At 45.1% G+C, this 14,208-nt stretch carries 12 protein-coding genes; 8 read left to right on the top strand and 4 right to left on the bottom strand.

Going from position 1 to position 14,208, the window contains the following annotated elements; translation table 11 throughout:
- The first annotated feature begins 56 nt into the window (after positions 1-56).
- Both BC343_RS07185 and BC343_RS07180 read left to right on the top strand, forming a co-directional pair.
- Positions 57-1,307 (top strand): sulfate adenylyltransferase subunit 1, encoded by a 1,251-nt coding sequence (locus BC343_RS07185; protein WP_078347088.1) that lies wholly within the window; start codon positions 57-59, stop codon positions 1,305-1,307.
- A gap of 6 nt (positions 1,308-1,313) precedes the next feature.
- A complete protein-coding gene (locus tag BC343_RS07180) occupies positions 1,314-2,708 on the top strand; it encodes a PIN domain-containing protein (protein ID WP_143822091.1) in 1,395 nt (464 codons plus the stop codon).
- A 143-nt stretch (positions 2,709-2,851) separates the two neighbouring features.
- Here the strand turns inward: BC343_RS07180 and BC343_RS07175 are convergent, their stop codons facing one another.
- A complete protein-coding gene (locus tag BC343_RS07175) occupies positions 2,852-5,422 on the bottom strand; it encodes a TonB-dependent receptor (protein ID WP_078347086.1) in 2,571 nt (856 codons plus the stop codon).
- A 663-nt stretch (positions 5,423-6,085) separates the two neighbouring features.
- Between BC343_RS07175 and proB the strand changes: the two genes are divergently transcribed.
- Positions 6,086-7,165 (top strand): glutamate 5-kinase, encoded by a 1,080-nt coding sequence (gene proB / locus BC343_RS07170; RefSeq protein ID WP_078347085.1) that lies wholly within the window; start codon positions 6,086-6,088, stop codon positions 7,163-7,165.
- A gap of 4 nt (positions 7,166-7,169) precedes the next feature.
- Positions 7,170-8,414 carry a glutamate-5-semialdehyde dehydrogenase gene (locus BC343_RS07165; protein WP_078347084.1) on the top strand — a complete coding sequence of 415 codons (1,245 nt, stop codon included), beginning with the start codon at positions 7,170-7,172 and terminating at the stop codon, positions 8,412-8,414.
- A 1-nt stretch (position 8,415) separates the two neighbouring features.
- Here the strand turns inward: BC343_RS07165 and BC343_RS07160 are convergent, their stop codons facing one another.
- Positions 8,416-9,321 (bottom strand): helix-turn-helix domain-containing protein, encoded by a 906-nt coding sequence (locus BC343_RS07160; RefSeq protein WP_078347083.1) that lies wholly within the window; start codon positions 9,319-9,321, stop codon positions 8,416-8,418.
- Positions 9,322-9,505: 184 nt separating this feature from the next.
- On the opposite strand from BC343_RS07160, the gene BC343_RS07155 reads away from it, so the two are divergent.
- Entirely contained in the window at positions 9,506-10,555 is a 1,050-nt protein-coding gene (locus tag BC343_RS07155; protein WP_078347265.1) for an NAD(P)-dependent alcohol dehydrogenase, read from the top strand.
- A gap of 51 nt (positions 10,556-10,606) precedes the next feature.
- On the opposite strand, the gene BC343_RS07150 is transcribed toward BC343_RS07155, so the two are convergent.
- A complete protein-coding gene (locus BC343_RS07150) occupies positions 10,607-11,632 on the bottom strand; it encodes a metallophosphoesterase (RefSeq protein ID WP_078347082.1) in 1,026 nt (341 codons plus the stop codon).
- Positions 11,633-11,771: 139 nt separating this feature from the next.
- Here BC343_RS07150 and BC343_RS07145 point away from each other — a divergent pair, with 139 nt between their 5' ends.
- Positions 11,772-12,701: a hypothetical protein gene (locus tag BC343_RS07145; RefSeq protein WP_143822090.1), complete on the top strand. Its 930-nt coding sequence runs from the start codon at positions 11,772-11,774 to the stop codon at positions 12,699-12,701.
- An 8-nt stretch (positions 12,702-12,709) separates the two neighbouring features.
- Here BC343_RS07145 and BC343_RS07140 read toward each other — a convergent pair whose 3' ends face one another.
- The gene (locus BC343_RS07140) at positions 12,710-13,132 is read right to left on the bottom strand and encodes a DUF5990 family protein (RefSeq protein WP_078347079.1); all 423 of its coding nucleotides are present in this window, start codon (positions 13,130-13,132) and stop codon (positions 12,710-12,712) included.
- A gap of 109 nt (positions 13,133-13,241) precedes the next feature.
- On the opposite strand from BC343_RS07140, the gene BC343_RS07135 reads away from it, so the two are divergent.
- On the top strand, positions 13,242-13,913 hold the full coding sequence (locus BC343_RS07135; protein ID WP_078347077.1) for a TIGR02117 family protein: 672 nt from the start codon (positions 13,242-13,244) through the stop codon (positions 13,911-13,913).
- 121 nt (positions 13,914-14,034) lie between these two features.
- On the top strand, positions 14,035-14,208 hold the full coding sequence (locus BC343_RS30960; RefSeq protein ID WP_156088740.1) for a hypothetical protein: 174 nt from the start codon (positions 14,035-14,037) through the stop codon (positions 14,206-14,208).

The raw sequence follows: 14,208 nt of genomic DNA, 5'->3' as shown, positions 1-14,208 counted from the left end.
CGAAGAAACACACCCCTAACCCCTCTCAAGAGGGGAACCATAGCTTACGAGAGAACATGGACATTTTAAAATTTATAACCGCAGGTAGTGTAGACGATGGCAAAAGCACATTGATAGGCCGCCTGCTGTACGATAGCGAAGCCATCCTGGCCGACCAGTTAGAGGCCCTACATGCCAGCAACCGTAAAAACGACGATGGCAGCATCGACTTGGCCATCCTTACCGATGGTTTAAAAGCCGAGCGCGAGCAGGGTATCACTATTGACGTTGCTTACAAATACTTCGAAACTGATAAACGCAAGTTCATTATTGCCGATGCGCCGGGGCACATTCAGTACACCCGTAACATGGTTACCGGTGCCAGCAATGCAGGATTAGCCATTATTTTGATAGATGCCCGTAAAGGCGTTATCGAGCAAACTACCCGTCACTCGTTCCTGGTATCGCTGCTGCAGATACAGCAGGTAGTAGTTGCCGTAAACAAAATGGACATGGTTGATTACAGCGAAGATGTGTTCAACAAAATAGTGGCCGATTACAAAGTGTTAGCCGGCAAAGTAGGCCTGCAAAATGTTACCTATATACCGGTTAGCGCGCTTAAAGGCGATAACATTGTTTACCCATCGGCAAAAATTAGCTGGTACACCGGCGATAGTTTGCTTACCCATTTAGAGAATGTGCAGTTGGAAGTTGATGATACCTCATCACACGCCCGCCTGCCCGTACAATGGGTAGTGCGCCCGCAGACGGACGAACTGCACGATTACCGTGGCTATGCAGGCCGCGTGAGCAGCGGTTCGTTTCATGTAAACGATAAGGTTACCATATTGCCATCGGGCTTTAGCAGCAGTATTTCTAAAATAGAATTTTACGATAAGGAACTTGCCGAAGCGGTAGCTGGCACATCGGTGACCGTGCACCTGGCCGATAATATCGACATCAGCCGCGGCGATATCATCGTAAACAGCGCCGGCCAACCGCAACTATCAAACCTGATAGAAGCCGACCTGTGCTGGATGGATACCCGCCCTATGGATACATCGCTTACCTATTTGGTGCAGCATAATACCAAAACCATCCGCTGCAAAATAAGCGAGGTGCTGTACAAAGTTAATATCAACACCCTCGAGAAAGATTACGAAGAGGATTTTAAACTGAACGATATCGGCCGCATTGTTATCAAAACCGCCGAACCCCTTGCCTTCGACCCTTACCAGCTAAACAAAGCCAACGGTGGTGCTATCATCATCGATAGCCGTACCAATGTAACCGTAGGCGCGCTGATGCTAAGGCAGGCCGTAGATTAAATATAATTGACCAATTATATTCTGTTAAGTGAGCAGAAAAACCCTGTGCGAGGTGCAACTCGTACGGGGTTTGTTGTTTTAAAAAGAAATTATAAAATGCTATCTTTATTTATGGCAGATAATAAACCTAAACAAGAAACTTCCTTCGCAACTCAACAATTCAATCAAACTTTAAGTTCACATACCCATATTCTTAAAGAATATAAAAGTAAAATTGGCGAGGCATCAAAACTTGTTGGAAATACTCCAATTTTTTTAGATACAAGCGTTATTTTAAGTATTTATGAAATTTCGTTTAATGCAAGAGAAAAGATAAAACAATTTCTAACCAGCCATAAAAAACGAATTGTTTTAACACGCCAAGTACAATTTGAATTTATTAAAAATCGCGAAAAGGTGATAAACACTTTTCAGTCTGACGTAACAGAGCAATTACCTACTAATTTCAAAGGAGAGGTTTTAAATAAGCTCATAGGCTTTAACAATAGTAATAAAACAAAGCTCGAAGACTATCCCGATATACAAGAAAAACTTCAAAAACTTGAAGAAAATATTATGTCGCTCCAAACGGATATTCAAGACAAAGTTAACGACAAAAAAGGGAGTGCCAATTCAATATTGTTGGATGACCAATTTATGGATATATTGGCTAAGACTCATTTACTGGAATCTTTAGATTCCAGTCATTTAAAATTAATAAAGGAGGACTATGGTAGACTATTGCCGCAATATAAAAGTAGCGCTGATGTATATAACATAAATACATTTCCAGGTTGTGCTGAAAAAGGCGGAAAAGATGATCCAACAGGCGATTTTATCATCTTCCATGAAATGATGGAGTATGCTAAAAAACATCATACAGATGTTATTTTTTTGACTAACGACACCGCAAAAGGGGATTGGCTGAGAAAAGATGGCAAAACTCATTTTCATTACGTAGAGAACTTCTACTTAAATACTGAGCAAATAATTTTTATCCTAAATGCAGAAAGATTGTTCGGGGAACTCTTTGAAACATCCTTCGAATCTTTGATAGAGCAAGAACTGGACACTGATATCATACTTAATAAAGATTCACTTCTACATTTTCTTAATTCTTACAAGCCGTTTAATGCCGTCATGAAAGAGTTAACTATTGAAAAAATGAGCGTTCACTACATCGTTGAGTTAAATCTAAATAAATTTCTGACAGTTAAAGACCTAAAATCCGTCCTGGATACTACGTCAAATATCATTGATGATATACTCTTAAAAAGGCCTACCCTAAATAAGATTGGTCTTTTAAGAGTTTGTTTAAAAGTTGCTAATCCTGATTATCGACAGTTATCAGAAAACGGACATATATCTCAAGATTCGGAAAAATACAGTGGGATTAGAGCGAAGTGGCAAAAAATGCGTTAGTACTGCACTAAAACCCCACAAAAAAAGCGGGCAACTCGCTTGCCCGCCTTTTAAAAACTAAATTAAACCTAAAAAAACTCTTGTTGCGTTTTTCTATTATCTATCCTGCCATGAACCATCGTCCATGGACTATCGACTATCGACTACAAAGAGTAGCGCAGTGTTATGCCATAAGTACGTTGGTCGCCCAGTACGCCGGCGTATTGGCCAGCGTTACCTCCTGCTACTAACAATTGCTCGTAGTAGTTAGTATTAAGCAAGTTGCGCGCCCAAATAAAGGCAGATACACCATGCACCGTTTTGAAACCTGTACGGGCGTTAAGCAAACCGTAACCCCTGATGTTTAAGTAAGCCGAAGGCGACGGGCTCGACGAGAACGTTGAGCGGAACGAAGCATCTGTAGCGATAAAGAATTTGGTGTTATCGCTGATGAACTTCGAAGGCGTAGCAAACTCGCCACCAAACGAACCTGCCCATTTAGATACACCCGGCAGCGCAGTGCCCGATACATCTTTAAATGCCACCTGCTGGTTGCTTGAGTTTGTTAAACCTGTTTCTTCTAAAGGAAGCGGCGCATTGGTGAACTTTACATATTTAGCATCGGTATAAGCAACCGAGGTGTAAATTGATAATGTTTTGGTTGCCTGTATGGTACCATCAACTTCGATACCTTTTACATTCACTTTCTCGGCATTGGCAATGTAACCACGGTTTACGCCAAGCTCGGGCGATTGTACGTTGGTTTGATAATCTTTAATATCCGAGTTGTGGAATACGGCATTAAAGGTTACGTTTTTAGCCGGAGACGATTTAAAGCCCACTTCGAAGTGTTTGGTTTTCTCCGGCTTAATTACGGCCAGGTCGACAGCAGGTTGGCCGTTAACAGTTGGCAAGCCTGCTACGTTCACACCTACCGGTTTGTAGCTGGTAGAGTAGGTAGCAAAGGCATTAAACTCGCGACTTGGACGGTACGAACCTGTAATGTTGTAAGTAAAGTTCTTCTCGTCGGCTTTTGAAGCGTACGCCTGGCTGCTGTAGACGCCGTTCTTCAAGGCAATAAGTGCAGGATCGGTAGTTTGCAGGCCACCGCTGGCAACGCGGTTGTAATCAACATCTTTTTTATCGTAGTTGATACGCACGCCGGGTTGAATGTGGAATTTCTCGGCAATGGTCCAATCTACGTTAGCAAATGCCGCAGCACTTTTCGATTTGATGTAGGCATTGGTGTAAATACCGTACCCTTCGAACAAGCCCGGTGTTTTCCAAAGCGAGCTGGTTGAACTTTGTGCAAAGCGCCATTGTGCCGAGCCCGATTCTTCGGTACCGGTTATCCTCACGATCTGGTCGAGGTAGAACACACCAACCACGCCGCTCAGGTTTTTAGCGAAATCGCCTGCGTAACGTACTTCCTGGCTCCAGTTATGGTGTTTTGCAGGGTTTTGCGATTTGGCCAATACCGATAGGCCGGTAAAGTCACGGTCGTTTGATGGGTCCCAGTCCCAGTAGCGCCAAGCGGTGGTAGAGGTTAAGGTACCGTTACCAATTTTCTGGTCGAGGTTTAAAGATACACCGCCCAGTTTGTTGCCCGAGCGCCACGGGGTATCGTGGTCTATCTTACGGTCGAAAGCGTTTTGGCTTGGCAGCGAGTAACCCAGATCAGCAATAATAGCATTAAACTGGCGGTAAGCAGGGCGCAAAGTTGGCGCTACGCCTGCAATTACTTGTGCATAGCCGTCGGGTTTCTGGCTCGATGCATCGCCCGATAAAGTGATCGAAGTTTTATCAGATGGCTGGAACAGTAACTGTCCGCGGAAACCAATGTTATTGATATCATTTGTAGCGCGGCCGGTACGTACGTTTTGGATCAAACCATCGCGTTGTGTACCCGAGAACGATAAACGGCCGGCGAAATATTTGCTCAATGGGCCAGTTACCGATGCCTTTGCCTGTATGTAACCAAAGTTACCAAAGCTGGTTTCGAAGGCGTAATGCGGGGTAAAGCTGGCTTTGCGAGTGGTAATATTAATAGCACCTGCAGCAGCATTCTTACCGAACAAAGTACCTTGCGGGCCACGTAATACCTCGATGCTCTCTACGTCGATAAAATCAAGCGTAGCAGCTGCGGGGCGTGCGTAATAAACACCATCTACATAAAAACCTACACCGGGATCCAAACCATCGTTAGTTAAGCCAAATGGTGAGCCAATACCGCGGATATTGATACCCGTGTTACGCGGGTTAGAAGTGTAAAGCTGTAACGACGGGATAAGCTCCTTAACACGGTTTACGTTGAAAGCGCCTGCCTGGTCAACCTGTGCACCGCCCACTACCGAAATAGGGATAGGTACATCCTGCAGCAACTCTTTACGGCGGCGCGAGGTTACCACGATCTCGGCAAGCTCATTATTTTCTACCAATATTAATTCTAACGGAGTAGTTTGAAATGTTAGAACCTGGAAATCCTGCGCTTTATAACCTACCGAACGCACCTGCAAAAAGAAAGGCGGCTCCAGGTTAACGGTGATGCTGAATTGCCCGTTATCGTCGGCAGCAACAGCTGTAGTGGTACCGCGCACGGCTACAGTAGCTCCCGGCAGGGGCACACCCGTGGAATTTTTAACAACGCCCTTAATTACGTTTTGGGCGAATGAAGTGGCCGGGGTAAGCAACAAAAAGAACGCTACTACGGCTAATAGTTTATATAAATGTTTCATGAAGTGATTTGAGAAAATAGTAATAAGTGAATTGTGATAAGTTGTTACTGAATGGGTTAGCAACAACAACATGCAGACAGGCACTGCATTTGTAGAGTTTTGGTTGATGTCGGGGTACTTAAAAAATACATTGTCTATAGAATTTGTCGACAAAATTATCAAAAGATATTTAGTGTGCAAATATTTTTTAGAATTAGTATGATATTGGCTATTTAACCGCGGAGTTCACAGAGGTTACGCGGAGGTTCGCGGAGAGATTTGCATACTGGTCAGAGAGTTTGTATAGTGGCTATTAATTCTAACTTTATGAGTTACATCCGCTGTAAACTTAGCCGTAATACAGGCTCTGTGCCTCTCTGTGTAAAACTCTGTGTCCTCAGTGGTAAAATAACACGACATTCTATTAACCGCGGAGTTCGCAGAGGTTACGCGGAGGTTCGCGGAGAGATTTTTAAGTCGGCTAATTGATTTCACGCAAAGGCGCCAAAACCTGAAGAAAAGTGGAATCGGTTGTTTATTCACTTAAACAGTTTGCAAGGCACTCTGCGAACCTCCGCGTTTTCTCTCTGTGTGCTCCGCGGTAAAATTCACCAACTTGCTATAAAATATAATGCACTTTCCCTCCTAAATCCTTATAATTGTCTACTAATTTAATATACTTTAATGTCGTTCAATTACCGGCGGGTCATTATCAAAATAGGCTCCAACGTTATTACCAAAGCAAATGGTTTACCCGATACCGAAAGGATAGCCCATTTGGTTGCCCAGATAGCCGCCATCAAAAAACAAGGGAAAGAAGTTATTTTGGTTTCTTCGGGTGCCGTAGCCTCGGGCCGAAGCCTGATAACCGTTACTGATAAATATGATGCTGTTGCCACACGGCAGCTCCTGGCCTCTATCGGGCAGGTAAAACTCATTAATACTTATTCGCATTTGTTCGGCGGGTACGATATTTTGTGTTCGCAGGTGCTGGTAACCAAAGAGGATTTCCGGGACCGCCTGCACTACCTCAATATGCGCAACTGCCTGGAGATACTGCTGCAGCACCAGGTGATACCTATTATTAACGAGAACGACGTAGTATCTGTAACCGAACTGATGTTTACAGATAACGACGAGTTGGCCGGCCTCATCGCCTCTATGCTGAATGCCGAGGCACTCATCGTGCTCAGCAACGTCAATGGTATCTACAACGGCGACCCCAAACTGCCCGGCTCGGCCGTGATAGAAGAAGTTGTAGGCGATAGCTTGGATTTTTCGACGTTCGTAAGCACCGGGCGTTCGCAATTCGGCCGCGGGGGCATGATCACCAAATCTACCATCGCGCAAAAAACAGCTGCTTTGGGTATTGCTGTGCATATTGCCAACGGTACAAAGGATAATATCCTTACCGACGTGCTGAATAATAGTACCATCCACACCCGCTTTGTGCCTACCAAAAAGGCATCGGGCAAAAAGAAATGGATAGCCCATTCGGAAACCGCAGCTACCGGTACGGTACAGGTGAATGAGGGGGCAAAAACCGCGCTGCTATCCAGCAAGGCATCCAGCCTGTTGCCTGTGGGTATTACACAGGTACTGGCCGATTTTAAAAAGGGCGAGATCATCCGCATTGTTGATGAGAATGAAAAACTGATAGGCCTGGGCCTTGCCGAATACGGCGCTGAAAAAGCCCGCGAATTTACCGGCAAAAAGAAAGAGCGCGCGCTGGTGCATTATAATTACCTTTATTTACAGGGATAGAACCATGGGATATACATCGTATTTTGAGAACGCCGTAAGTGCTGGCCGAAACCTGAGCCTCGCCCCTGCTGCCATTGATGCCGTATTGCTTGATGTGGCCAAAGCCGCCGTAGAGCAAACCGACTACCTGCTGCAGGAAAATAAAAAAGACCTGGACCGCATGGACCCGGCCGACCCAAAATACGACCGCCTGATGCTCACAGCCGAGCGCATTGCCGCCATTGCCGGCGATATACAAAGCGTGGCCGGCTTGCCAAGCCCGCTGGGTGCTGTATTGTCCGATAAAACTATGCCCAACGATTTGCAGATATCAAAAGTGCGCGTACCACTTGGCGTGGTGGGCGTAATTTACGAGGCACGACCAAATGTAACCTTTGATGTATTTGCCCTGTGTTTTAAAACGGGCAATATCAGCATATTAAAAGGCGGCAGCGATGCCGACTACTCTAACCGCGCCATCATCAGCGTGATACACGGCGTGCTATCGGCTCATGGTATCGATACCAATGCCGCTACCCTCCTGCCTGCCGAACGCGAAGCTACCGAGGCCTTACTAAACGCTGTGGGTTTTGTGGATGTGTTGATACCGCGAGGCAGCCAGTCGCTAATAAACTACGTGCGCAACAGCGCTAAAGTACCCGTGATAGAAACCGGGGCAGGCATTGTGCACACTTATTTGGATGAAACAGGCGACCTGGAGAAAGCCACCGCCATTATTGATAATGCCAAAACCCGCCGTGTAAGTGTTTGCAATGCGCTGGATTGTTTGCTCATCAACACTACCCGCTTAACCGAACTGCCTGCTTTGACCAAACCGTTAGCCGAAAAAGGCGTAGAAATATTTGCGGATGAATCATCGTTCGCCGCATTAAAAAGCACCTACCCTGCTGAATTATTGCACGCTGCCACTCCCGAACACTTCGGCACGGAGTTTTTATCTATGAAGATGGCCATAAAAACCGTTAACAACCTCGAAGAAGCTTTGGAACACATCGCCGTAAATAGTTCTAAACACAGCGAGGCCATCATCTCCGAGAATGAAGATGATATAGAAACTTTCCTGAACCGTGTAGACGCCGCAGCCGTGTACGTGAATGCCTCAACAGGTTTTACCGATGGTGCACAATTTGGCCTCGGTGCCGAAATTGGCATCAGCACCCAAAAACTCCACGCCCGCGGGCCTATGGGCTTAGAGGAATTAACGAGCTATAAATGGGTGGTGAGGGGCAACGGGCAGGTGAGGAAGTAAGCTACACCGCTTGCTGCCTGCGGTATATTTTTGGCGTAAGCTGCTGCCCTCGTTTAAAAAAGTTGATAAAATGCGGCAGGTCGTCAAAGCCGAGGCACCAGGCAATTTCAGAGATATTCCAGTCGGTATGTTGCAGCAGGCTTCGGGCTTCCTGCATTATCCGTTCGGCAATGAGTTGCGAGGTGGTTTTACCCGTTACCTGTTTCAGCGAATGGTTAAGATGATTAACATGTACCGATAATTGATCGGCAAATGCCGTAGGGTGCCGAAACTCCAGCCGTTGCATGGGCGACTCGATAGGGAATTGCCTTTCTAACAACTCCATAAAGATAGATGCGAGGCGTTGCGAGCCATTCGAATCTTTATAGGGCGTAAAGGCTGCCGGTTCTAACTTCAATGCCGCAAACACTAGTTGCAATACCATCGCCCGCAACGAATCATATTTGTAACTAAACTCCAGCCCTATCTCGTTCAGCATCTGTTTAAAAATAACCTCAAAACCGGCATACTGTTCTTTGTTTAAATGAAAGAAGGGTACGTTGCCTGGTTTAAAAACAGGGTAATCTTTTATATTGATGAACTGCCCGAAAAACTCATCGGTAAACACACAAAAATAAGCCGTCTGTTCCGACTCGAGGTGTTCCCATGAGTAGGGAATATTGGGGTTAGTAAATAAAAGCCCCCGGTCAAACTCAATGGTTTTATCGGCATAACACAACCTTGTTTTGCCCGTCAATAAACTAATTTTATATAAAGCCCGGCGGTTAAATGGCTTGCAATTAAAACGCTCGTCGTTATCGTGCCGTACATAAAATACGTTAAAATGCTGAGCATCCTTACTAATGTCCGCTGGCATCCAAACGCGGTCGTCCTGTTTCAGATCATCATGCTGCCCTGTTAAACTCATATTGCCCCATTATAAAATTCAAAATTAGTTAAAAGCCATCGCCCTAAAGTTGCTTACATCAAACAGAAAATTGTAAAAATCAAACATTTACTCTTGTTTGATTTATGCAGCTTTTCCTTTGATTGCGGCAATTTTTCAGGGCTCAATCGAACATACTTTTGCTTCGAACAAAAAACATTTAACCATGATACAAGCAAAAGGATATGCCGCCCAAAAGGCTAATGATACGTTAGCACCCTGGGCATTCGAGCGCAGGGAAGTAGGCCCGCACGATGTACAGATAGAAATTCAATACTGCGGCGTGTGCCACTCCGACCTGGCCCAGATCAATAATGAATGGTTCCCGGGCATTTTCCCTATGGTGCCGGGGCACGAGATAGTTGGCCGCGTAACAAAGGTAGGCAGCCATGTAACCAATTTTAAAATTGGCGACCGCGCCGGTGTAGGCACCATGGTAAACTCATGTGGAAAATGCGAACATTGCGAGGAGGGTCTGGAACCTTATTGCGCCGAAGGCGTATCGGTAACCTACAATGGTATCGACAAATTTGGCGACGGCACACCGGGCTACGGAGGATATTCCAATACCATCGTAACCAAAGATAGCTTCGTGGTACATATTCCCGAAAGCCTGGATATTGCTGCTACAGCACCACTGCTGTGCGCAGGCATTACTACCTATTCGCCCTTAAAACACTGGAAAGTTGGCAAAGGGCATAAAGTGGCCGTATTGGGTTTAGGTGGCTTAGGGCACATGGCCGTTAAATTTGCCGTTGCTTTGGGTGCCGAGGTAACCATCCTGAGTACATCGCCCAAAAAAGAAGCAGATGCAAAACGCTTGGGTGCACATCATTTTGTAGTAACCACTGATGCAGAGCAAGCGAAACAAGTAATATCTGCTTTCGATTTTATTGTGGATACCGTTGCTGCCGAAGTTGATTTCGATTTTTACCTGTCGTTGCTAAAAGTAGATGGTATACTTATTTGTGTAGGCGTGCCGCCAACGGGGATACATGTAAACGCTTCCTTCTCGTTAATAGGCGGCCGCAAAAGCATCGTAGGTTCAGCGGCAGGCGGCATAGCCGAAACACAGGAGATGTTAAACTTTTGCGCCGAACACAATATTGTTGCCGATATTGAACTGATAGATATTAAAGATATACATGCCGCTTATGAGCGCATGTTGAAAGGCGATATACGTTACCGGTTTGTTATAGATATGGCGACTTTGTAGTGAGCGCTTATTGCTAAGAGGCACGCTTATCCTGAGGGCCTTTTAGCAATACTATGTCTGCAAAATTGGTGTTGTTAATTCTAATTGCACTGCAACCTCTATTATCTTCTGAGGTGTATTCAAACTTTTAACCAAATCCTCCGGTTTTAGATTATTTGCCCTGCTTTTGAAAATGAATGTCTTAAAAGAATATACGCTCGCAACTGCGTTGAAATCATCCCCGTGTTCGTTTGCGAGTTTAGATGTAAAAGCATCTATTTCAATTTTTATTTGAGGAAGCAGGGCTTGAAGTTGCGTTACTGAGTTTTTAAGGTTGGTTAAAAATGCCGCAGCTTCGCCATCATTAACATGCGAAAGTTTTGCCAACAACTTATCTATTGCTTCAAATTCCATGTTGTGCCAATCCTTTGCTTGCAATACAGCCTTTTGCCAAATAGCCCGCTCGCTTTTCCAGTAATCTTCTTTAGCTTTTACCTGGTGGATAATAAAACCCGGGAGTTCAATTGCCGTTAAATACCCACCATGGCAAGCACCTGTATCAATTCCGTAAGTGTTGTTTTTTAAAAGCGGGTGATCTCCTACAACGTGATGCCCATAGATGATCGGTTTACTACCGGTATAATGGTCATTCCAGTACATATCTGCCCCGTAAAGCTTTTCCAGATACCTGTCGCCGGCGGTAGAACCGCAAAGCACTTCTTGCTTTTGTTCAGCCAAAGCTTTACCATTTTCAAAGGCGGCATGTACAATAATGGCATCGCCTGTTTCATAAAAATAGTTCAACGTATTAAGCCATTTTACAAATCCTTCGTAATCAGGCCCGAATTGCAGTTTCACAATATCCTGCGCATAGGTGAGTATACCATTAATATGCTTCCGTTCGTGATTACCTATCAGCACTATCGAGTTTGGGCGATTACGGAAATACTCATAAACCTCTTTAGACTTATTGCCGCGGTCAACAATATCACCAAGCGAGATGAGCTTATCCTCATCGGTTAAACCAACCTGTTCGGTTAATGCTATTAGTTCGTCGTAACAACCGTGTATGTCGCCTATAACAAAGGTCCGTTGCATAATTTCTTAATTTGTCCGGTCTCAAATATCGTTAACTCAATGTTACAATCTTCGACTTTTGAAGGTTTATCCCACACATTAACAGCATTTTTGCGTAACTTGCTTGGGTAAATATTACGCTATATACCGCCTTAACCTTATGAAGCACCTATTTGCTGCTGCAATTATTTTATGCCTGTTAAGCTCCTGCGCACGGGTAATGAACGAGCGCCTAACAACAGTCACCATTCGCACAACAAAGCCTTCCAAAATAGTAGTAAATAAGGATACGCTATCGACCCGAAAAAATAAAGTTTCTATCAAAACCCCTCGTAGCGCAGAACCGCTCACTGTAGTTGCCATTAGCGATAATTCAAGCAGAACAGTAACCATCCCCGCTAAAAATTCCTTTGCCTGGTATTACAATATCGTAACAAATTTTGGCATCGGGATGCTGATCGATAAAAACGCGCCCCAACGATATACTTATCCTAATATTTATATAGACCCGTTGGATGTGATGAATGATTTCTACATTTGCGGCCCAACGGGGCATTACGGCGAGTTTTTATTACACCTCTCCCTACCCCACGCCAACCAATTTGTGTTTAAGCCTGATGGAGAAAAGCTGCAGTCGAACGGCGGATTCCTGGGGCTATCGGTGGGATTAGACTATTACCACACCTATTCGCAATTCATAAACCTTTCGGCAAGCGCGGTTACCGATTTCGTTGTGCCTGTTCCGGCTCCGTATGATCGGTTCGGCGGCAGCTATAAAACCATGTCTTCTATGTTCGTCAGTTTATCCAACAACCATAAGATAGAGCGCTTCTCGTTCGGCTACGGGCTTTTTTACGGGCAAAACAAATGGAGGGTCAACTATCTTCGGGATAGTTCGCAGACTATAGACCATTCCATAACAAAAAAGCACAATGTGCTTGGCCTTGTGGGCACCACCTATTACCAATTTGGGCCAAGCTTTAACCTGGGGCTTATTTACCGGCCATCGTTTATCCGTTTTGGCACCCTACAAAGGTTCCGGTATGAGCACCTCATCAGTTTAGATCTGGCCTGGAAAATAAAACTTTAACCCCGTCCCTATTTCCAGCCCTCAAAGGGCTTCACGGTTGCACAATTGGGCATACCGTTTTTTCCCGTGCCGGGTACCGTGCTGCGCAATTGCTGCCCTGCCTCAACTTGTTGCCAGCTAATGCCGGTCAGGGGTATTTTGAGCCGGCCGCTCCAGCCGCCGCCACCCGCATAGCTGCCGATATCTAAATAAATGAACCTGCCGCCAACGGGGCCTTGCACATAGGGGCCTCGGAAATCGGGAGTTTCCAAAGTTGCCGGCGAACCTTTAATTTCTATCTCCAAAGTAAAATACAAGTCCTCCCCTGTTGACGGCTGCACCTGCACGGGTTCGTAGTTGGCGCCGCTGCCTTTTTGCAACGAGTAAACCAGGTTGGCGGGTGGCTTTTGCAGGGTGATGTGTAGTTCTATAGTATTTCTATTTACAGGCATAACGGGATATTGCTTGTATAAAGATATAATTAATGCACTATATTATTTATATTTCCCAACCCGGGCATTGGCCATCTGTTATATTAATAAACCAAGCAGTAAACCTTAAATGAAAAAATTCCTCAAAATAACCCTGCGCATCGTTTTAGGCATTATTGCCTTTGTGGCTTTGTACCTTTTATCGGCATGGGGCATATCAAAAATAACGGTGGATGCCGAGCCGGGCGAAAGCAACGATGTAACCATGTACATCCTCACCAACGGCGTGCATACCGATATTGTAGTGCCCGTAAAAACCGACCAAATAGATTGGAGCAGGGAATTAAAATTTGAGAATACCACCGGTAAAGATACCGTTGCCAGCTATGTAGGCATGGGCTGGGGCGATAAAGGCTTTTACCTCAACACACCTACCTGGGCCGACCTTAAATTCAGCACGGCCTTTAAGGCGGCGTTCGCGCTGAGCACATCGGCCATGCACGTTACTTACCATAAAGAATTGCAGGAAAGTTCGTCTTGCAAAAAGATAAGCATCAGCAAAGCTCAATACGCAAGGCTTATTGCCTACATCACACAGAGTTTTAAAACCGATAGCGCAGGGCATTTCATCAACATAAAAACCAACGCCAACTACGGCACTACAGATGCCTTTTACGAAGCGCACCGCAAATACAACCTGTTTTACACCTGCAACACCTGGGCAAACAATGCATTAAAAGTCTGCGGACAGAAAGCCTGCCTGTGGACACCCGCGGATTCGCCGATATTTGATAAGTATTAGTTGTGTTGGTGAGTAGTTGATTTGGGGAGTGGAGAGTGGTTGCAAAAGTTAAATACTTTATTTGTGCAACTGCTGCCTATACCCTATTTTAAGGGCTTAATTTTTACACCTTATCATACCAATGGCAACGGCAACATCAGCAGGTATTACCAATTGCGCAAGCTGCGGCGGCAAACTCAGTTATAATTTTAAAACCAACCGCAATAAATGCGAGTACTGCGGCAACGAGTATGAAGCTGTAGTTGAAGAAGTAAAATCGGGCGATCAAAAGATACCGCTTAGTTATACCCTTTAA

This window comes from Mucilaginibacter pedocola (assembly GCF_002013915.1).
GTDB classification, from domain to species: domain Bacteria; phylum Bacteroidota; class Bacteroidia; order Sphingobacteriales; family Sphingobacteriaceae; genus Mucilaginibacter; species Mucilaginibacter pedocola.
This window is presented reverse-complemented; position numbering and strand designations above follow the sequence as displayed.

Bases quoted from the DNA above. Each gene is read 5' to 3' on its own strand.
- BC343_RS07175 (WP_078347086.1), bottom strand. From the start codon at position 5,422: ATGAAACATTTATATAAACTATTAGCCGTAGTAGCGTTCTTTTTGTTG.
- BC343_RS30960 (WP_156088740.1), top strand. From the start codon at position 14,035: ATGGCAACGGCAACATCAGCAGGTATTACCAATTGCGCAAGCTGCGGC.
- BC343_RS07135 (WP_078347077.1), top strand. From the start codon at position 13,242: ATGAAAAAATTCCTCAAAATAACCCTGCGCATCGTTTTAGGCATTATT.
- BC343_RS07150 (WP_078347082.1), bottom strand. From the start codon at position 11,632: ATGCAACGGACCTTTGTTATAGGCGACATACACGGTTGTTACGACGAA.
- proB (WP_078347085.1), top strand. From the start codon at position 6,086: ATGTCGTTCAATTACCGGCGGGTCATTATCAAAATAGGCTCCAACGTT.
- BC343_RS07165 (WP_078347084.1), top strand. From the start codon at position 7,170: ATGGGATATACATCGTATTTTGAGAACGCCGTAAGTGCTGGCCGAAAC.
- BC343_RS07145 (WP_143822090.1), top strand. From the start codon at position 11,772: ATGAAGCACCTATTTGCTGCTGCAATTATTTTATGCCTGTTAAGCTCC.
- BC343_RS07140 (WP_078347079.1), bottom strand. From the start codon at position 13,132: ATGCCTGTAAATAGAAATACTATAGAACTACACATCACCCTGCAAAAG.
- BC343_RS07185 (WP_078347088.1), top strand. From the start codon at position 57: ATGGACATTTTAAAATTTATAACCGCAGGTAGTGTAGACGATGGCAAA.
- BC343_RS07160 (WP_078347083.1), bottom strand. From the start codon at position 9,321: ATGAGTTTAACAGGGCAGCATGATGATCTGAAACAGGACGACCGCGTT.
- BC343_RS07155 (WP_078347265.1), top strand. From the start codon at position 9,506: ATGATACAAGCAAAAGGATATGCCGCCCAAAAGGCTAATGATACGTTA.